The organism is Leifsonia psychrotolerans (genome assembly GCF_013410665.1).
GTDB lineage: Bacteria > Actinomycetota > Actinomycetes > Actinomycetales > Microbacteriaceae > Cryobacterium > Cryobacterium psychrotolerans_A.
Genome location: NZ_JACCFM010000001.1, coordinates 1,128,936 through 1,148,327 on the forward strand (window position 1 = coordinate 1,128,936; position 19,392 = coordinate 1,148,327).

General features: G+C 61.7%; 19 protein-coding genes and 1 pseudogene. 10 read left to right on the forward strand and 10 right to left on the reverse strand.

Annotation, left to right across the window (positions count from 1 at the left end):
• Nucleotides 1-136: 136 nt before the first annotated feature.
• The 6 genes and pseudogenes from HNR05_RS05270 to ctaE form a co-directional block, all read right to left on the reverse strand.
• A complete protein-coding gene (locus HNR05_RS05270) occupies nt 137-817 on the reverse strand; it encodes a methyltransferase domain-containing protein (protein WP_179578069.1) in 681 nt (226 codons plus the stop codon).
• A gap of 42 nt (nt 818-859) precedes the next feature.
• A pseudogene (locus tag HNR05_RS18040) lies at nt 860-988 on the reverse strand (putative RNA methyltransferase); the annotation flags it as partial.
• Nucleotides 989-1,025: 37 nt separating this feature from the next.
• Nucleotides 1,026-2,645 carry a cytochrome bc1 complex cytochrome b subunit gene (qcrB, locus tag HNR05_RS05275; protein ID WP_179578070.1) on the reverse strand — a complete coding sequence of 540 codons (1,620 nt, stop codon included), beginning with the start codon at nt 2,643-2,645 and terminating at the stop codon, nt 1,026-1,028.
• Nucleotides 2,642-3,712, reverse strand: a complete 1,071-nt coding sequence (qcrA, locus tag HNR05_RS05280) for a cytochrome bc1 complex Rieske iron-sulfur subunit (RefSeq protein ID WP_179578071.1) — start codon at nt 3,710-3,712, stop codon at nt 2,642-2,644. Before qcrA ends, qcrB begins: the two co-directional genes overlap by 4 nt.
• Nucleotides 3,713-3,760: 48 nt before the next feature.
• Nucleotides 3,761-4,573 carry a cytochrome bc1 complex diheme cytochrome c subunit gene (qcrC, locus tag HNR05_RS05285; protein WP_179578072.1) on the reverse strand — a complete coding sequence of 271 codons (813 nt, stop codon included), beginning with the start codon at nt 4,571-4,573 and terminating at the stop codon, nt 3,761-3,763.
• 24 nt (nt 4,574-4,597) lie between these two features.
• Nucleotides 4,598-5,227: an aa3-type cytochrome oxidase subunit III gene (gene ctaE, locus HNR05_RS05290; RefSeq protein WP_343062468.1), complete on the reverse strand. Its 630-nt coding sequence runs from the start codon at nt 5,225-5,227 to the stop codon at nt 4,598-4,600.
• A 145-nt stretch (nt 5,228-5,372) separates the two neighbouring features.
• Here ctaE and trpD point away from each other — a divergent pair, with 145 nt between their 5' ends.
• Entirely contained in the window at nt 5,373-6,425 is a 1,053-nt protein-coding gene (gene trpD, locus HNR05_RS05295; protein ID WP_179578073.1) for an anthranilate phosphoribosyltransferase, read from the forward strand.
• Nucleotides 6,426-6,431: 6 nt separating this feature from the next.
• Here trpD and glpK read toward each other — a convergent pair whose 3' ends face one another.
• On the reverse strand, nt 6,432-7,946 hold the full coding sequence (glpK, locus tag HNR05_RS05300) for a glycerol kinase GlpK (RefSeq protein WP_179578074.1): 1,515 nt from the start codon (nt 7,944-7,946) through the stop codon (nt 6,432-6,434).
• A gap of 167 nt (nt 7,947-8,113) precedes the next feature.
• On the opposite strand from glpK, the gene dhaK reads away from it, so the two are divergent.
• The 5 genes from dhaK (at nt 8,114) to HNR05_RS05325 (ending at nt 11,662) form a co-directional block, all read left to right on the forward strand.
• Nucleotides 8,114-9,115: a dihydroxyacetone kinase subunit DhaK gene (gene dhaK / locus HNR05_RS05305; RefSeq protein ID WP_179578075.1), complete on the forward strand. Its 1,002-nt coding sequence runs from the start codon at nt 8,114-8,116 to the stop codon at nt 9,113-9,115.
• 10 nt (nt 9,116-9,125) lie between these two features.
• On the forward strand, nt 9,126-9,761 hold the full coding sequence (gene dhaL, locus HNR05_RS05310) for a dihydroxyacetone kinase subunit DhaL (protein WP_179580595.1): 636 nt from the start codon (nt 9,126-9,128) through the stop codon (nt 9,759-9,761).
• Complete coding sequence (gene dhaM, locus HNR05_RS05315) at nt 9,758-10,462, forward strand: dihydroxyacetone kinase phosphoryl donor subunit DhaM (RefSeq protein ID WP_179578076.1); 705 nt, start codon at nt 9,758-9,760, stop codon at nt 10,460-10,462. The genes dhaL and dhaM overlap by 4 nt, the downstream gene beginning before the upstream one ends.
• Nucleotides 10,463-10,525: 63 nt before the next feature.
• On the forward strand, nt 10,526-10,840 hold the full coding sequence (locus tag HNR05_RS05320; RefSeq protein WP_179578077.1) for a hypothetical protein: 315 nt from the start codon (nt 10,526-10,528) through the stop codon (nt 10,838-10,840).
• A gap of 225 nt (nt 10,841-11,065) precedes the next feature.
• Nucleotides 11,066-11,662 carry an HdeD family acid-resistance protein gene (locus HNR05_RS05325; protein ID WP_179578078.1) on the forward strand — a complete coding sequence of 199 codons (597 nt, stop codon included), beginning with the start codon at nt 11,066-11,068 and terminating at the stop codon, nt 11,660-11,662.
• Between the two features lie 65 nt (nt 11,663-11,727).
• On the opposite strand, the gene HNR05_RS05330 is transcribed toward HNR05_RS05325, so the two are convergent.
• Nucleotides 11,728-12,489, reverse strand: a complete 762-nt coding sequence (locus HNR05_RS05330) for an SDR family oxidoreductase (RefSeq protein WP_179578079.1) — start codon at nt 12,487-12,489, stop codon at nt 11,728-11,730.
• Between the two features lie 109 nt (nt 12,490-12,598).
• Between HNR05_RS05330 and HNR05_RS05335 the strand changes: the two genes are divergently transcribed.
• The 4 genes from HNR05_RS05335 (at nt 12,599) to HNR05_RS05350 (ending at nt 15,259) form a co-directional block, all read left to right on the forward strand.
• Nucleotides 12,599-13,072: an NfeD family protein gene (locus tag HNR05_RS05335; RefSeq protein ID WP_179578080.1), complete on the forward strand. Its 474-nt coding sequence runs from the start codon at nt 12,599-12,601 to the stop codon at nt 13,070-13,072.
• Nucleotides 13,069-14,028: an SPFH domain-containing protein gene (locus HNR05_RS05340; RefSeq protein WP_179578081.1), complete on the forward strand. Its 960-nt coding sequence runs from the start codon at nt 13,069-13,071 to the stop codon at nt 14,026-14,028. Before HNR05_RS05335 ends, HNR05_RS05340 begins: the two co-directional genes overlap by 4 nt.
• Nucleotides 14,029-14,035: 7 nt before the next feature.
• Nucleotides 14,036-14,803 (forward strand): glycerophosphodiester phosphodiesterase family protein, encoded by a 768-nt coding sequence (locus HNR05_RS05345; RefSeq protein WP_179578082.1) that lies wholly within the window; start codon nt 14,036-14,038, stop codon nt 14,801-14,803.
• 90 nt (nt 14,804-14,893) lie between these two features.
• Nucleotides 14,894-15,259 carry an RNA polymerase-binding protein RbpA gene (locus HNR05_RS05350; protein WP_179578083.1) on the forward strand — a complete coding sequence of 122 codons (366 nt, stop codon included), beginning with the start codon at nt 14,894-14,896 and terminating at the stop codon, nt 15,257-15,259.
• A 139-nt stretch (nt 15,260-15,398) separates the two neighbouring features.
• On the opposite strand, the gene lnt is transcribed toward HNR05_RS05350, so the two are convergent.
• Nucleotides 15,399-16,946: an apolipoprotein N-acyltransferase gene (lnt, locus tag HNR05_RS05355; RefSeq protein ID WP_343062470.1), complete on the reverse strand. Its 1,548-nt coding sequence runs from the start codon at nt 16,944-16,946 to the stop codon at nt 15,399-15,401.
• Complete coding sequence (locus tag HNR05_RS05360; RefSeq protein ID WP_179578084.1) at nt 16,947-19,388, reverse strand: DEAD/DEAH box helicase; 2,442 nt, start codon at nt 19,386-19,388, stop codon at nt 16,947-16,949. It abuts the gene before it with no gap.
• Between the last annotated feature and the right edge of the window lie 4 nt (nt 19,389-19,392).

Consider the following 19,392-nt stretch of genomic DNA (forward strand, 5'->3'; position numbering starts at 1 on the left):
GCGGTGGGCTCCCGGGCGGACCACTGCCAAGCGAGGACCTGCAGGGTTTCGGCGACGGCGATGAGCAAGTGCCAGGAGCCGATCCAGATCCCGTCGACGAGGACCTGATGATGGGGTGGTTGTGAGCGCGATCCTGCTACTGCTGCGTGGGCACCGTCACTTTACGAAAGCTCACGATCTCGAATGCAGCTGTCACAGACTGTCGGGCGCCAGGCGCAGGGGAGTCAGCGCCCGCCTCATGGTGGTGCGCTGACGGGCCCATACCGACGAGGGCCGCGATCTCGGACGCGGTGAGACTCATCTGAAATGAGAGTTCCTGACGCGACTCCATCCTGAAGTGGACAGCCAACCCGTCGATCAGATGTGCCGCCTTGTCGTTCTGCAGGCCCAGTGCCAGTCCGGCTGCCCGCAGCTCGCGAAGATGGGACGGCTGGGGGATGACGACGACAAGAACACCATCGGTACGAAGAACTCGTGCGAACTCCGCGGCATTGCGAGGTGCGAACACGTTGAGAATGAGATCCGCAGCCGCGTCGGCGATCGGGAGCGGCGACCACACATCCGCGACGAGCCCGTCAACAGGGGAGCGAGTCTCACCGCCTCGACGCACAGTTCTACCGACGGCTGCGGGGGAGATGTCAAGCGCGAGCGCGCAAGCCCCGGGGACGGCATCGAGAACGCCGGTCAGATAATAGCCGGTGCCACAACCCACATCGAGTACCTTCCGTGGCTCCACGGCGGCCACGTGGGCGCTCAACGCCTCGCGAAGTGGTCGATACCAGCCGGCGCCGAGGAATGCATCGCGAGCATCGAGCATCGCCGGACTGTCTCCGATGAGACCGTGCGCGCTCAACAGAGTGATGTAGCCCCGCTTGTTCACATCGTACGAGTGGCCGTGGCGACAGACGAGTGCGAGAGGCTCGCGTGGTGTGAGGACACCAAAACAGATCGGGCACCGAAGCCACTCCGACAAAGTCTGGAGTGACATCGATGCCCGATCTGTTGATGTCGAATACTAGCCGTGACTAGTGGTGGTCACCGTGCGACTGCTCGAGTTCGCCCTTGGTGACGGGAGCGATCCGATCTTCGAAGAACCACCGGGAGAGTGCAGCGCGGAGGCGCTGAACGCCAGTGATCTGACCCTTCGCATTCGGACGAATCATCAGAGGCTTGTAGTCGTTGTAGCTGACCAGCTTCCAGCGCTCGTATTCATCGACCGGCTGGTGAACCTCGATGTACTCTCCGCCGGGAAGGCGAACAATGCGACCGGATTCGAAGCCGTGCAACACGATCTCACGATCCTTCTTCTGCAAGGCCAGGCACACGCGCTTGGTCAGCAGGTAGGCCAGGATCGGTCCGAGAACCGTGATCGCCTGAATCGCGTGGATCACGCCTTCCATGGTGACGTGGAAGTGCGTCGCAATGATGTCCGACGACGCAGCAGCCCAGAGGCCCGCGTAGAAGGTGACACCGGCAGCGCCGATCGCGGTGCGGGTCGGAGCGTTACGCGGGCGATCCAGGATGTGGTGCTCGCGCTTGTCTCCGGTGATCCACGCCTCGATGAAGGGGTAGAACATCACCAGGACGATGAAGATACCGATGATCACCAGCGGTGCCAGGATGTTCCACGAGTAGGTGTGGTTCAACCAAACGGTCTCCCATCCCGGTGGAATCAGACGCAGAGCCCCATCGGCAAAACCGATGTACCAGTCCGGCTGGGTACCGGCTGAAACCGGCGACGGGTCATACGGTCCGTAGTTCCAGATCGGGTTGATGGTGAAGAACGACGCCATCAGCATCACGACGCCGAAGACGATGAAGAAGAATCCGCCTGCCTTCGCGGCATACACCGGCAGAACCGGGAATCCGACGACGTTCTGGTTCGTCTTACCTGCACCGGGGAACTGCGTGTGCTTGTGAACAACGACGAACAGAAGGTGCATTGCGATGAACGCGACGACCAGCGCCGGCAGCAGCAGGATGTGCAGTGAGTAGAGGCGACCGACGATATCTTCACCCGGGAACTCGCCGCCGAAGAGCAGGAACGAAATCCATGTTCCGGCGACGGGGATGCCCTTGATGATTCCATCGATGATTCGCAGGCCATTTCCGGACAGCAGGTCGTCGGGGAGCGAGTAGCCGGTAAAGCCTTCTGCCATCGCGAGGATGAAGAGCACGAAGCCGATCACCCAGTTCAGTTCACGCGGCTTGCGGAACGCACCGGTGAAGTAAATGCGCAGCATGTGCAGTCCGATGGCGGCGACGAAGAGAAGCGCCGCCCAGTGGTGAACCTGACGCATCAGGAGACCACCGCGAATGTCAAAGGAGATGTCGAGTGTCGACGCCATGGCGGCAGACATCTCGACGCCCTTCAACGGTACGTAGGAGCCGTCGTAGAACATCTGCGTCATTGACGCCTGGAAGAAGAAAGTCAGGAAGCTTCCGGACAGCAAGATGATGACGAAGCTATACAGCGCCACCTCACCAAGAAGGAAGGACCAGTGGTCAGGGAAGATCTTTCGACCTAGCTCCTTGACCGCTGTAGAGATGCTGGTGCGCTCGTCGAGGTAGTTCGCCGCTGCAGCGGTGAAGCCGCCCGACTTTTTAGCCTCGGCGGGTGCGCTCGTGGTGGTTGACGTGCTCAAGAACGCTCCCAGAAGCTCGGTCCGACGGGTTCGGTGAAATCGCTCTGCGCGATGAGGTAGCCCTCAGCGTCGACGGCGATGGGCAGCTGTGGGAGTGGCCGCTTGGCCGGTCCGAAGATGACCTCGCAGTGGTTCGACACGTCGAACTGTGACTGGTGGCAGGGGCAGAGGAGGTGGTGCGTCTGCTGCTCGTAGAGCGCAACAGGGCAACCGACGTGGGTGCAGATCTTGGAGTAGGCGACAATTCCGTCGTACGACCAGTCTTTGCGCTCCGGCAGCTCGTTAAGGTCTTGAGGCTTCAACCGCATGAGAAGAACAGCCGCTTTGGCCTTCTCTTCAAGCCGGCCGTGCTCAAGATCAACCAGGCCTTCAGGAATCACGTGGAAAGCCGAGCCCAATGTGACGTCGGATGCCTTGATCGGAGTGCCACTCGGGTCGATCGTGAGGCGCGTGCCCTTCTTCCACATGGTGTGGCTGAGCAACTCGACCGGGTTCTCGTCCTGCGGGCCGAGGCCACGGAAGAGAACGACGGCGGGAAGCGGAAAGGCCACGAGCGCGCCGATCAGGCTGTTACGAATCAGTGTGCGACGGCCGAAACCGGACTCTTCATTCGCTTCCTGAAAGATCTCGATAGCGCGGGCCCGAGTTTCGTCAGTTCCCTGAACCGGGTGACGCTCGTCGACACCTTCGTGGTCCGACATGATCGCCTTGCCCCAGTGCACGGCACCAATCCCGATGGCGAGAAGCGCCAAAGCGAGGCCGATTCCAATGAAGAGGTTGTTCAGGCGAACCGAACCGGTGTCTTCGGGAATGATCGGAAAGATCATGTACGCCGCAATCGCCCACACGCTGCCGACGATCGACAGATAGAAGAGCGTGTACACCGTACGTTCTGCGGTGCGCTCCTTCTTCGGGTCGAGGTCTGTTACGCGCTTGCGGTGCGGAGGAAGACCCGGGTTAGCGACGGCATCCCGTGCGACGACGGCGGTACCGGCAGATGCTTCCGGGTGTGCGCCGGGCGAGTCGGCGGCGATGATGTCCTTCCCGCCGTTATCGTCCTTGGCCATTGTTCTCCTTCAGGGGCTTTATACGCTGTGTCATAACCGTGAATCCGGTTAGTTTGACTTTGCCGTGATCCAGACAGTCAACGCCACGACTGCACCGAGTCCGAAGATCCAGAGGAACAAGCCCTCGGATACGGGTCCCAGCGAGCCCAGCGCAAAACCGCCCGGTGACGGGTTGTTCTCGAGGTACTTGAGGTAAGAAATGATGTCGCGCTTGCCTTCAGGCGAGATGTTCATGTCGTTGAACACCGGCATGTTCTGCGGTCCGGTAATCATCGCTTCGTAAATGTGCGTCGCGCTGACACCCATCAATGGGGGAGCGAACTTACCCTCGGTCAGTGCGCCACCGGCTCCGGCGACGTTGTGGCACATGGCGCAGTTGATTCGGAAGAGCTCGCCACCGTTTGATAGGTCACCCTTCGCATCTAGCACCTCGCCCTCGGGAATCGAGGGACCGGGGGCCAGCGAGCCGACATAAGCCGCAAGAGCTGCGATCTGCTCGTCGGTGAACTGCACGGGCTTCTGCTGAGCCTGCGGACCGTTCATCGCCATCGGCATCCGACCGGTACCGACCTGGAAGTCGACCGCGGCTGCGCCGACGCCGATCAAGCTCGGACCATCGGCGGTTCCGTCGGCGGCGAGGCCGTGACAGGTGGCGCAGTTCGCCGCAAAAAGCTTCTTTCCTTCGTCGATGGTCTGCTGGCTCGACACGTCGGCTTGGGCGCTGGCAGTGCTCGTGCTGAACGCTGCGTAGGCCCCGCCGGTAAAGAGCAAGCCAATCGCGATAAGGGCCACGCTGGCCAGGGGGTGACGGCGGCCGGCTTTGCGAGCCTGGCGGGCCGTTGGTTTTCTGTTCTCGGGCATGCTGAGGTTGTCCGCTCCTGATTTCTATTTGAGAACGTAAATGACCAGGAAAAGCCCGATCCAGACGACGTCGACGAAGTGCCAGTAGTACGAGACCACGATGGCGCTGGTGGCTTCTTTATGACCGAAGTTCTTCACTGCGAACGCACGGCCGATGACCAGAAGGAATGCAATCAAACCGCCGGTCACGTGGATTCCGTGGAATCCCGTGGTGAGGTAGAACGCAGAGCCGTAAGCGTTGGAGCTGAGAGAGACACCCTCAGAGACGAGAGTGGCGTACTCCATCACCTGTCCAGACACGAAGATCGCTCCGAGCGCATAGGTCAGGAAGAACCACTCCACCATGCCCCACTGGCTCGGCTTCCATCCGGTCGCCCGTGACTTCAAGTTCTCGGCCGCAAAGACACCGAACTGGCAGGTGACCGACGACGACACCAGGATCAACGTATTGATCAACGCATAGGTGAAGTTATGTTTGTCAGTCTCGAACTGCCACAGTTCGGGCGAAGTCGACCGAAGAGTGAAGTAAATGGCAAATAGGCCAGCGAAGAACATAACTTCGCTGCCCAGCCAGACAATGGTGCCCACTGCCACGCTGTTGGGCCGGTTCACAACGGGCGGAACCGCCGTATGAGTAATTGAGGTGCTCGTCACCCCTCCATTATGGCCGATATTCGTTCAGGTTTTTCTCATTCAGACATGCCTGTCGCAGAAACTTCCTTGTTAGGTCAGCCTTACTCAGGGTCATCTGCCCCCGACAATTCGGGAGAGTTGCCCAATTTCCCCTACGATTGTGGCCATGTTTGAATTGCAGTCTTGGCCCAAGATCCTGACTTCTTTGCTTGCCAAAGAGAATCTCAGCGTCGCTGACGCCGCGTGGAGCATGGAACAGATCATGGCGGGGGAGGCCAGCCCAGCTCAGATGGGAGCCTTCCTCGTCGCGCTGCAGGCCAAAGGTGAAACCGTCGACGAGATCGTCGGATTTCGTGACGCAATCCTGGATTACGCTGTGCCGCTGCCGGTCGACCCGATGGCATTGGACATCGTCGGCACCGGAGGCGATCGTTTCGGCACCGTGAATGTGTCGACGATGGCATCGATTGTGTGCGCGGCCGCCGGCGTTCCGGTGATCAAACACGGGAATCGGGCGGCAAGTTCCGATTCGGGCTCGTCCGATGTGCTTGCAGCGCTCGGTATCGACCTCACCCTCTCAGCCGACTCCGTCGCGGCGATTTTGTCGAGGACCGGGATCACGTTTGCCTATGCAGCCGCTTTCCATCCCGGATTCCGTCATGCTGCACCGGTGCGCGCCGAACTTGGCATCCCCACCGTCTTCAATTACCTCGGCCCGCTTTGCAATCCGGCGAGACCCGAGGCTTCCGCTGTCGGTGTGGCGTCCCTGGCGCGAGTACCCCTCTTCGTCGGTGTTTTTCAGACCCGCGGTGCGACGGCTTTGGTCTTCCGCGGCGACGACGGCCTGGATGAGCTCACGACCACGGGACACAGCCACGTCTGGGAGATCTCACGCGGTCTCGTCACCGAGCACGACATCGATCCGCGCGACCTGGGTATCAAGCGTTCGAAGATGAGCGATCTCGCCGGGGGAGACGCCGCACACAACGCGGCCGTCGTCCACGCGGTGTTCAGCGGAGAGAACGGACCGGTGCGCGATATCGTGCTGCTCAACGCCGCCGCAGGACTTGTCTCCTTCGAGTTGGCACAGGATCCTTCCCAGAGTCAGATCAGCATCCTTGATCGATTCCGCGCCAAGATGCTGAGTTCAGCCGACGCTATCGATTCGGGTGCGGCCACTGCCAAGCTCGCCAATTGGGTGGCCGCTACCCGCGCGTAAATCGGGTCACTGAACGTCGTCGTCGACCCAATCGAACGTCTTGGTGACAGCCTTCTTCCAACTGCGCAGCTGCCGCTCACGTTCTTCCGTTGACATGTTCGGGGTCCACCGGCTGTCTTCCTGCCAATTCGCACGCAGGTCATCGAGGTCGTGCCAGAACCCCACCGCGAGGCCGGCCGCGTAGGCCGCACCGAGGGCCGTGGTCTCAGCGACGACGGGCCGCACGACAGGCACGCCGAGGATGTCGGCCTGGAACTGCATGAGAAGGTTGTTGGCAATCATGCCGCCATCAACCTTGATCTCGGTCAGAGGAACGCCTGAATCGGCGTTCACGGCGTCGATGACCTCGCGGGTCTGGAACGCTGTCGCCTCCAGCACGGCGCGTGCGATATGACCCTTATTGACGAAACGGGTGAGCCCCACAAGAGCACCGCGGGCATCCGAGCGCCAGTACGGCGCGAACAGACCCGAAAATGCCGGCACGAAGTAGGCGCCACCGTTGTCGTCGACGGTGCGTGCCAACGCTTCAATATCGCCGGCAGAGTCGATAATGCCGAGGTTGTCACGCAACCACTGGACGAGCGACCCGGTGACGGCGATGGAGCCCTCCAACGCATAGTGCGGTGCGGCGGACCCGAGCTTGTAGCCGAGAGTGGTCAGGAGTCCATTCTTCGAGTGAACGATCTCTTCGCCCGTGTTGAAAATCAGGAAGTTGCCGGTGCCGTAGGTGTTTTTGGCCTCACCCTGGTCGAACGCGGCTTGGCCGAACGTTGCGGCCTGCTGGTCACCGAGGATCCCCGCAACAGGCACTTCCCGCAGCAGGCTATTCGGCTCAGCTTCCCCATACACTTCCGACGATGAACGAATCTCGGGAAGCATTGAACGGGGAACATTGAACGCAGCAAGAATCTCGTCATCCCACTGAAGCGTCTCCAAGTCCATGAACATGGTGCGGGAGGCGTTGGTGACATCCGTTGCATGCACCCCACCATTCACCCCGCCGGTGAGATTCCAGAGCACCCACGAGTCCGTTGTTCCGAAGAGAAGGTCGCCAGCCTCAGCCTTCGCTCGGGCGCCCTCGACGTTCTCAAGAATCCAGACGATCTTGGTGCCCGAGAAATATGTGGCCAAGGGGAGGCCCACCTGGGCTTTGAACCGCTCGATGCCTCCGTCGGCGGCGAGGCGGTCGACGATCGGTTGGGTGCGGGTGTCCTGCCACACGATGGCGTTGTAGACGGGCACGCCCGTCGTCTTATCCCACACCACCGCCGTCTCTCGCTGGTTGGTGATTCCGATCGCCGCGATGTCATGCCGGGTGATGTTCGCTTGAGACAGCGCCTTACCAATCACTTCCCGGGTGTTATTCCATATTTCTGCGGGGTCATGTTCTACCCAGCCCGCATGGGGAAAGATTTGCTCGTGTTCGAGTTGGCCGGACGAGACGATCGATCCGGACCGGTCGAACACGATCGCGCGGGAACTTGTCGTTCCCTGGTCGATCGCGAGGATGTAGTCAGCCATCTTGAGCTCCCTTGAAGAATGTGCGGCAGGCTATATGGGATAAGCAACCACACACTAACCCCGCGGCTCAGACAGCGGAATAGCAGCGCCGGAATGGCGCACGGTCTTACCGCCCGGGATGCCTAGGCGTAGTTTGGAGCCAGGAGCTCCTGATAGAACGGACAGTCATGAAGAAACTCATCAATGATCCGAAGAACGTAGTTGCCGAAGCCGTAGCGGGATTCCAGGCCGCCCATCCCGACCTGGTGCGAGTGTCGCAGGAACCGACTTACATCGTTCGACGCGATGCGCCTGTTGCGGGCAAAGTGGGCATCGTCAGCGGTGGCGGCAGCGGCCACGAACCGCTGCATGCTGGATTCGTCGGCGTTGGCATGCTGGATGCTGCTGTACCGGGCCCCGTGTTCACCTCGCCGACGCCCGATCCCATTCTTGCCGCGACACAGGCCGTGAACGGGGGAGCCGGGGTGCTCCACATCGTCAAGAACTACACGGGCGACGTGCTCAACTTCGAGACGGCCGCCGACCTCGCCGCTGCAGAGGACATTGAGGTCCGCGCCGTCATCATCACCGACGACGTGGCGGTCAAGGATTCGCTGTACACCGCGGGACGCCGGGGGGTGGCGGGCACAGTGCTCGTCGAAAAGATCGCCGGGGCAGCCGCCGAACGGGGCGACGACCTCGCGTCTGTGGTGCGAATTGCCGAGAAGGTCAACGCCAACGTGCGCACGATGGGGGTGGCCTTGACTCCCTGCGTGGTTCCGCACGCGGGGGAGCCGAGCTTCACCTTGGCTGAGGATGAGATCGAGATAGGAATCGGTATCCACGGTGAGCCCGGACGCGAACGCATCAAACTGGAACCGGCGGATGCCATCGTCGACCGCCTCCTGGATGCCATCCTCACGGACCTGCCGTTTGCGAGTGGCGACACGGTTCTGTTGCTCGTCAACGGCATGGGCGGTACCCCGCTGATTGAGCTGTACATTATCTTTCGACGGGCGGCAGAAGTTCTCGCTGCAGCCGGCATCGACGTCACCCGGCGTTTGGTCGGCAACTTCACAACCTCTCTGGAGATGCAGGGGGCCTCAGTGACCCTGCTCAAGCTTGATGAGGAACTCACTGAGTTGTGGGACGCCCCGGTTGAGACCGCGGCACTGCGGTGGGGAAGATAGAGGATAGATGATGAGTCTCGGCGGCGACTGGGCACGGGCCTGGATTACACTCAGCGCACAAAAGATCAGCGAACATCGGGCCGCGCTGAACACGCTCGACCGCGATATCGGCGATGGCGATCACGGAGAAAACCTCGATCGGGGCTTTCAAGCGGTGCTACCACAGCTTGACGCTTTGCCGGCGGATGCAACGCCGGCCGATGTCTTCAAGCTCGTGGCGACCACGCTGATCTCGACGGTCGGCGGGGCCGCCGGACCGCTCTACGGCACCGCGTTCCTCAAAGGTTCGGTTCGCATTGCCGGCCTTACGGTGCTTGATGGCCAAGCGATTGTCGACCTTCTTGCCGCCGCCCGCGATGGAGTTGTGCTTCGCGGAAAGGCCGAGGCCGGCGACAAGACGATGGTGGATGCCTGGACCCCTGCAGTCGATGCGGCCGCCCGCTCTCACGCCTCCGGCGCGACGCCAACGGCGATCCTGATCGCTGCCGCCGACGCGGCCTCGGCTGGAGCGCTCGACACCGAGTCGTGGATTGCCCGTAAGGGTCGGGCGAGCTATCTCGGGGAGCGTGCGATCGGCCATCGCGATCCAGGTGCTGAATCCTCCGCGCTGATCTTGCATGCCGCTGCTGAAAGCGCCAACTCATGACGAGCGCTACCGATGCCGACTCGAAATCCGGACGCGTCGGCCTGGTCTTCGTCTCGCACAGCGCTCAAATCGCTGACGGTCTCGTCGAGTTGGCACGCCAGATGGCACCTCAGACCACGCTTGTTTCAGCCGGCGGCACAGCAGACGGTGAGCTCGGCACAAGCTTCGACCGTGTTCTTGCCGCTGTATCAGCAGCGGACACCGGCGCCGGGGTCGTGATCCTGGGCGATCTCGGCTCCGCCTATTTGACGGCAGAAACCGCTCGAGATTTTCTCGACCCCCTTCTGGCCGCACGCGTCGTAATAGTTGACGCGGCGCTGGTCGAAGGCGGTGTTGCCGCGGCAGTAGCGGCTGAAAGCGGGGGAGACCTTGAGGCAGTTGTGGCAGCCGCGAGAACGGCATCGGTGTCCACACCCAGTTCGACTGAAGCGCCACCCTCCGAGCAGAAAGTGAGCCGCACAGTCACCCTTCGCAACCGGGACGGGCTCCATGCCCGGCCTGCCGCAGAATTCGTCAAGCTCGCCACCACGTTTACCGCCCGGGTGACGGTGAACGGAACCGACGCGAAGAGCCTTCTGGGAATCATGGCGCTTGGTCTGACCCAGGGCACCCAGGTCGAGCTCGCCTCCGCTGACCCCGGTGGCACCGACGCCGTCACGGCTTTGGCTGCGCTCATCGAATCAGGATTCGGCGAAGCCTGATTGCTGGCGTTGACGCAGAAAGATTTCTGCGCGGCCAGCCTGATGCGGCGTAGGGTGTGCAACATGGTAGAGGACAGAAAGTCCCGCGCAGCCGGGACATACGCGCACCTTTTTGAATGGGTCGAGGACAAATTGCGACCGGCCTTTGAGAACCCGCCGGCTGGTATCTACGAGGCGACCACGATCAGCAACCTCTCGGTGTGCCCGATCTGCGGTCACTCGATGCAGGAACACACGATCGATCACTCGAGCCAGAACACGCTTCTGATCTGTCCGGGTCCGCCAGTCACGGCCGGAGACCGCGACGTCTTCAAGCGGGTGAATGAGTTCGGTATGGTCATCAACGCCGACGCGAAGCCGGATCCCACAGCCGAATAGTCACTGCCTGGAGTGCGACCATATCGATACGCGGGGGGAGGCGATTCCCGTACCCAACACACACAAGCTGACATAATGTGCATTATCGGACACAGTGCGGAAAGTATCAGAAAGTGGATTTCTTACTTCCGACACAGGCGGGAACTGGGCTAGCGTTGGTGCCCAACGCACAGCGGTAACGCCGTGATACGCAGCACCGATCACGATCGACCGAGGGGAACGACGATGTCCAACGGAATCACGGTATTTGATCTCACAATCGACTCAGCGCGGCTGACCAAATCAGAAGTCATGTGGATTCGGATCGCAATCGCACTGAGCGGAATTCTCGCAATCGTTCTCGCGGTCCTGATGCTGACCTGGCCGCAAAAAACTGTCGCCATCGTTGCCGTACTGTTCGGCGTGTACTTTCTCGTCACCGGAATCTTCCGGGTGGCCCGGGGCATCTTCGCAGCCGGCACAAGCGCCGGCGTTCGGGTGCTCGCGATTCTTCTGGGGGTGCTGCTCATCGTTGCCGGCATCGTGACAATCAGAAACCCGTTGAACTCACTGGTGGTGCTGGCGATGATCATCGGAATCTCGTGGATCATCGAAGGAATCGCGGCAATCGTTGAAACCGCCAGCGACTCGAGCCGCTGGTTCGGAATCGTATTCGGGATTATCAGTGTGCTCGCCGGAATCGTCGTACTGATCTCGCCGCTGGAGTCAATCAATGTACTCGTCGTGATCGGCGGAATTTTTCTGCTGATTTCCGGCGTGATCCAGCTTGTGCAGGCCTTCACCTTCGGCCGTGCGCTCAAGCGGCTCGCCGGCGCCTCCTAACTCTTGACATAATGCGCAGGGCGCCCCTCAGCGGAGCGCCCTGCGCGTGCATTCCGGAGCGACGGTTACGCGCCAAATCCTGAAACATCGCCGACGTAGCGCGTGTTGCCTGCCGGAACCGGCTCCACCGCGGCGAGTGCAATTTCGGCCGCGAATTCGCTGACGTTGTAGAGACGGCCGGCCGACTCTTTACGGAGGCTCAGCGCGCCGGGATTCGACCGCTCCAACAGTGTTGCGGTGATGGTGCCCTCGATCATGTCGCCGGAGACCACCACGAATTCGATCCCCTTCGCCGCCAGCTCGGGGATGAGCGCACGCAATGCGTCCTCCCCCGCCCGCTTGCTGCGCGCGACGGGCTCGTACTCCGGCATGGTCGGCGTGGTTTCAATAAAGTGAGCCTGGTGGCTGGTCACGAAGACGACGCGAGCTCCCTCACCAAGAAGTGGCAGGGCGCTGCGCAGCACGGCGACCTGAGCGTCGCGATTGAGCTGCATCGCATAGTCGGCCGCCATGCCACTCTCCATGCCACCCGACGCGTTCATCACCAGGATGTCCAGGCCGCCGAATTCGGTCTCGATGACGCTGAGCATGCTGCGCACTGACTCGGCGTCGGTCAGGTCGGCACCGACGGTCAGTGCCGTTCCACCGGCCGCACGAATCGCATTGGCCAGCTTGACGGCACGTGCCTCCTTATTACGGAAGTTGATGACGACCTGCGCGCCCGCCTCGGCAAAGTAGCCGACCGTATCGGCGCCGATCCCCCGGGATGAACCGGTGACGAGTACACGCTTGCCCTCGAGTGTTCCTGCTGCAAGTGGATTGGTCACACGTACTCCTCAAAATAGATCGGGTTCAACAAAACGACACTACCAATGAAGCCCGTTGATCCCATCGTGCACCTGCTAGCGTCAGAAGAGAATTGAGAAGAGGGGGCCCATGGAGACGTTCATTTCGGACTACGGCTGGATCATCTGGCTCGCGCTTATTTTGGTCTTTGTGACGGTCGAGATGGTGACCCTGGAACTGACGTTCTTCATGATCGCTCTCGGCAGCCTGGGCGGCCTGCTCTCGGGCTTGCTCAACGCACCCTGGTGGCTGCAGCTGATCATCGCCGTCGGCGTCTCCCTCTTGCTGCTGCTCGCCATCCGTCCGCCGTTGCTCAGGGCTCTGAAACGCGGCGGAGACCCCAGCAAGACCAACGTGGACGCCCTGCTCGGCCTCGGTGGGCGAGTTGTGCTCTCCATCACCGAGACCGGTGGTCAGGTACAGCTTGACAACGGCGAAACCTGGACCGCTCGCCTCTCCCCCGCGACCCCCTCGCGGACGGTCGAACCGGGAGAGACGATTACCGTAGCTGAAATCGATGGAGCGACGGCAATCGTCGTTCCCACTGAAAGGACGTCATCATGACCGACACCGGCTCAATCGTTTTGCTCGTCGTCGTCGTTCTCGTCGTTCTGGCCCTCGTGGCATTCCTGATCGTCGCGCTCTTTAAGACCGTGCGCATCATTCCCCAGGCCAGCGCCGGCGTCGTGGAGCGACTCGGTCGCTATCACAAGACGCTCATGCCGGGCCTGAACATGCTTATTCCTTTCGTCGACCGACTTCGTCCGCTGATCGACATGCGTGAACAGGTTGTCTCGTTTCCTCCGCAACCGGTCATCACCGAAGATAACTTGGTGGTCTCGATCGACACCGTCGTCTACTTCCAGGTGACGGATGCCCGCGCAGCGACATACGAGATCGCCAACTATCTGGGTGCCGTCGAACAGCTCACTACGACCACGCTGCGCAACGTGGTCGGCGGGCTGAATCTCGAAGAGGCCCTGACCAGCCGAGACAACATCAACGGACAGTTGCGCATCGTTCTTGACGAAGCAACCGGAAAATGGGGAATTCGCGTCGGCCGTGTGGAACTCAAGGCTATCGACCCGCCTCACTCCATCCAGGATTCGATGGAAAAGCAGATGCGGGCCGAGCGTGACCGGCGTGCCCTCATCTTGACCGCAGAGGGTACGAAGCAGTCTGCAATCCTCACGGCAGAGGGCGCCCGGCAGGCCGCGATCCTCTCGGCCGAGGGTGACGCCAAAGCCGCGGTGTTGCGTGCACAGGGCGAGGCAGAGGCCATCACCACCGTGTTCAAGGCGATCCACGACGGCGACGCCGACCCGAAGCTCCTGGCCTACCAGTACCTATTGACCCTGCCGAAACTGGCCGAGGGCAGCGCCAACAAGCTCTGGGTCATCCCCAGCGAGTTCACCGAGGCGATGAAGGGTATCGGCCAGGCTTTTGGCACGAAGGGAGCCCCGGGCGCTGGAGGCCCCGCTGCTGGACCGGCCTCCGCTCCCCCGTTCCAGCAGGGCTAAAGTCCCCATGTCAGCGGGCTCACGCTCCGCCTTCTTCTCATCCCCGCGACCGCGCGTCTTCGCGCATCGAGGACTCGCGCTGGAGGCCCCCGAAAACACGCTGCTTGCGTTCGCGAACGCCCTCTCAACAGGTGTCGGTTATCTCGAAACGGATGTACACGTCAGCCAGGACGGCGTGGCCGTGCTCAGCCATGACCCTGATTTACAGCGTCTCGCGGGACGCGCCGTCCGTGTCAACCAGATGACCATGTCAGAGCTTCGCCGCATCACCCTGGGTGCCGGACAATCATTCTGTTCGCTCGCCGACGCCCTCAGCGCTTTCCCGCACGCACGATTCAACCTCGACATCAAAGTCGCCGGCGCCGCGGTTCCTGCCGCGCGAGCCATACTCGACGCTCGCGCGACAGACCGTGTGTTGATCGGCTCGTTCTCCGAAAGCAATCGGGTTTCCGCCGTCGAGTTGCTGCCCGGCGTCGCCACCTCGGCGTCGACAGCCATCTTGCAGCGAGTTCTCGCCGCCAGCTCGCTCGGAACGGCCCGTCAACTTCGGCGCATTCTGAGCGATGTTCAGGCGGTGCAGGTTCCTGAGCAGGTCAAGTTCCTGAGAATCGTCACACCTCGCTTTGTGCGGGTGATGCACGCCGCCGGAGTGGAGGTACACGTGTGGACTGTGAACGATCCCCACGCAATGACACGACTTCTAAACCTCGGGGTCGACGGCATCATGACAGACCGCTGTGACATTGCGCGGGCCGTGATCGCAGCCCATTCCTGAGAGTTGGCTCCACAAAGTCGTGTAACGGAAAGATAACGCCCAGCTAGATGGGTTAGAACTAGAAGTTGCATCGCGAGAGGAGACCACACGATGGCGGATCGCAGTTTGCGTGGAATGAGATTAGGCGCACAAAGCCTTCAGACCGAAGAGGGTGTCACCTTTTCCCCACGTGCCAGTTACACCTACCTGTGCGCGACATGCGGACAGGAAACAGTCATGATCTTTTCTGCCGACGCGGAAGCTCCCGATGAATGGGAGTGCAAGCATTGCGCGCACGTCGCGACGCGCCTGGTCGATTCGAAGCCGGTGATCGTCGATCACTCCGATGAAAAGATTGCGCGTACGCCATGGGACATGCTGTTGGAGCGTCGCACTGTGCCCGAGCTCGAGGAGCTCCTCGAAGAACGATTGGCCTTCCTGCGGGCCCGGCGCGGACAACGAAAAGTCGGCGCCTGACGGGAGACAGGCCCGATCTTCGTTCAGCACTGTATGCGCTTAGCACTGTATGCGTTTAGCACTGTATGCGTTTAGCACTGTATGCGTTTAGCACTGTACGGACCGGATCAAGCCACGCGATATCGCGTGGCTTTCTCCGTTAACCGCGTGACGCTTTCCGTTTCACCGCGCCTGCCGCCACTGCACCCCAGACGCACAACGCTGCGCCCGCGAGTCCGAGGCCTGAGAGCAACCATTCGATCCCCCGGCCGGCAGCCATGGCGGGAGTGACGGTGGTGCTGAGCGGCACCGTCTCGACCATCGACCCGGGAACCCAGGTGGGCAGACTCGCGATCGTCGAACCGTCAGGCGCAATGATCGCACTGGAACCGACAGTCGAGATGTTCACGACGGTACGGCCGGCCTCGATCGCCCGCAAGCGTGCGATCGCGAGTTGCTGCACGCTCTCGTCAGTGTGCCCGAAATCGGCATTGTTGGTCTGCGCAAGAATGATCTCGGCCTTCCGCTCGACCATCTCGTGCACCAGCTGGTCGTCGGCAATATCGAAACAGATTGCTATTCCTGCACGGATGCCGTTGATGTCAAACACGTTGCTCCGGGTGCCGATTTGATAGTCACGTGAGATCAGGTCGATCAGCTGCGGGGCAAACGGGCGCCAGAACGCTCGATCCGGCATGTATTCGGCGAACGGCACCGGATGAACCTTGTCGTACCACTGCACCGCACCCTGCCCCGCCTTCCAGAGCAATGATGTGTTGTAGAAGAGGCCATCACGCTCGGTGATGGTGCCGGTGATCAGCGGCGCGTCCATCGCAGTACTGATGTAGTTGACGATCTTCGCGGCCTCTGCTGACCGTGTGGGGTCGATATCGCTGGCATTCTCGGGCCAGACCACGAAGTCGACCTTGTCCCCCACCAACGGCAGTGTCGCGGACGCGTGGTCGTTCAGAATTTGCCCGGGCGCGTTGTGTGCAAAGAGACCGGCATCCGAAGCGCCCTGAACGGCGGCAAGCCGAGTTGTGCCGGATTGAATCGTCGGCCAGGCCGGGAGGACCAACAGAAGCGCCACGGCTCCGATGGCAACGCCCGCGCGAGTCAAAGCTGCCAGATGCTCTTCCCGCAGCAGCTGAACGACGAGCGCACTCAGCCACACCACCACAAAGGTGAGACCCGACATCCCGACCCAGACGACAAGAGAATTGAAGGGGCTCTCTGACTGTGAGATTGCGACGCGGCCCCAGGCGAACCCACCGTAGGGCCAGACCGCCGACCACGCTTCACGCGCCGTCCAGAGCCCGGCAACGACGACGGGCACCATGCCGAGACGACCCAGCGCCGACGGCCACACACGAGGCCCCCACTGCAGCACAACGGCGATCAGCGCCATCCCGACGCCGAAGAAGATTGCTTCGAGCCCAGCCAGCGCCAGCCAGGGTACCGGGCCAAGGTAGAGGGTGAGCCAGCTGATGTGAACCGCCCAGAAGGACAGACCCGCAACCAGGCCGACGACGAGGCCGGTCCATGGACCACGCCCAAGCAGAGCGATCAGCATGAGGGCAACCCCGACGGGTGCCAGCATCCACCAATTGCGATCTGGGAATGCGGCGTCCAGAACTACTCCGGCTCCGGCTGCGAGAAGCACCGCGGCCCAGAGTGGCAGGCGCACGAGCTCGCGTCGACGCGTCACCTACGCCACCGAGGAGTAAGCGACGATGCCACGGCGTACGGCATCCATCGCCTGGCGTGCGGTGCGGCCGACGTGCCCATCGGCCACCACGGAAAGTTGATCGAGCAGGTCGATTGTCTGTTTGGTCCAGCGCACGAAATCCCCGGCGGCCATGTCTGCCTCCTCGAGGACGTCGCCCAGTGCCGCACCACGAGCCCACTTCCACATGGCCAGGCTGAGCCCGACCGCCAGCGGGTTGCTCCCGGGCAGATGGTGGTCACGTTCGAGGTCGTCGAGACGACTCCAGAGCTCCTGAGTGTCGTCCAAGGCGGGGCGGAACGGCCCTTTCGGCAGATACCGCGCGTCGATAAGCCCCTCGTCGCGCCGCGGCTCGAAGACGAGAGCGCACGCCATCGCGGCCAAAGCCGCCGCGTCCAGCTGGTTCCAGAGCCCGCGCCGCAGCGACTCAGCAACGAGTAGATCGCGTTCGGCGTAGATGCGACGCAGAGTACGGCCGCTCTCGCTGAGGGTGAGTTGGCCGGACGGGTCGGCGACGAGATAGTCGAAGCCGAGAAGTACGTCGGTTACGCGATCAAAGATGCGAGCGATGGCTCCGGTGCGGGAATTGATCTGTTTGGTGAGGGCATCCGTCTGCCGTTTGAGCTTCCACCAACGCTCGCCCCAGCGCGCATGCTGCTCGCGTTCGGGGCAGTGGTGACACGGATGCGCCTTCAACCGTTTGCGTAGACTCTGCAGTTCACGCTGGCGTTTCTCACGCACCGAGCGTGAATCGTGATCGCTGTGGTTGCTCTCACGTTCCGCATCGGTCAGCTGTCGGCGCAGTGACGAGTACTCGGTGAAATCGCCCAGGTGGCAGCTCATTGACTCGGCAAAGCCGGCCAAAGACTGCTCCTGTTGGCGCACGGTTCTGGCTAGATCGACAACGGCCCGGTCGGCCTGGAATTGCGCAAACGAAGATTCGAGCACCTCGCGGGTGCGCGTCCGGCCGAACTGATCGATCAGATTCACTGCCATGTTGTACGTGGGCTTGAAACTGGAGTTCAGCGGGTAGGTGCGGCGGGAGGCAAGCGACGCGACTGCCTGCGGGTCGAGGCCCTGCTGCCACTGGATGACCGAGTGACCGAGCGCGTCGATGCCCCGGCGCCCGGCGCGCCCCGTGAGCTGGGTGTACTCCCCCGGCGTGATCGGAACACGAGCTTCACCGTTGAACTTCTCGAGCTTGTCGAGCACCACCGTGCGGGCCGGCATATTGATGCCGAGGGCGAGCGTCTCGGTGGCAAAGACGGCCTTGACAAGCTTCTTCTGGAACAGTTCTTCAACGACCTCTTTGAAAGCGGGAAGCATGCCGGCATGGTGTGCCGCGACCCCGCGTTCGAGCCCGTCAAGCCATTCCCAATAGCCGAGCACGGCCAGGTCCTCGTCGAGAAGTGTGCGACACCGGTCGTCGACGATAGCGCGAATCTCGTCTCGCTCATGTTCATCGGTGAGACGCACTCCGGCACGCAGCACCTGACGCACGGCCTGGTCGCAGCCGACCCGGCTGAAAATGAAGAAAATGGCGGGAAGCAGATGCTTGCCGTCGAGCATCCGTACGATTTCAGAGCGATCCATCCGCCCCATTTCAGGCTGCATGCGCTGGTGGTAGCGTCCCCCGCCGCCGCGCCGACCGCCTTCAAGACCGGATGCCGCGCCGCCTCCGCCGCCTCGAGTGAGTTGTACCAATTCGGGGTTGACCCGGTGGGTGGCCGCTCGAGCGGATGAATCAAACAGGTCGAGCAGCGTGCTCTTGACCAGCGCATGCTGCTCGAGCGGAACAGGCCGCTCCTCCGACACAATCACATCAGTTTTGCCACGCACGGCCTGAAGCCAGTCACCGAACTCCTCGGCATTTGACACCGTGGCGCTGAGCGAGACCAAACGCACGGTCTGCGGCAGGTGAATGATCACTTCTTCCCAGACGGCACCGCGAAAACGGTCGGCCAGGTAGTGCACCTCGTCCATGATGACGAACGCGAGGTTGCGAAGAAGATCCGAGTCTGCGTACAGCATGTTGCGCAGAACCTCGGTGGTCATCACGACGATCCGCGCATTGGCGTTGATATTGGTGTCGCCCGTGAGCAGCCCCACCTCGTCGGCGCCATACGTGGCGACGAATTCCTGGAACTTCTGGTTGCTGAGGGCTTTCATCGGTGCCGTATAAAACACCTTCGCCGTTGGAAGCGCCATCGACACAAACACCGCAAACTCGGCAACCATCGTCTTCCCGGCACCGGTTGGTGCAGCGACAAGAACACTGTTGCCGTCTTCGATCGAGCTACACGCCGCGACCTGAAACGGATCCAGATCGAACGACAGGCCGGCTTGGAAACTCTGAACTCGCGGATGGCGTGCTCGCGCTTGTGCCGCGGTGAAACGCTCCGCGGGCGACAGGTTATCGGTCACAGAT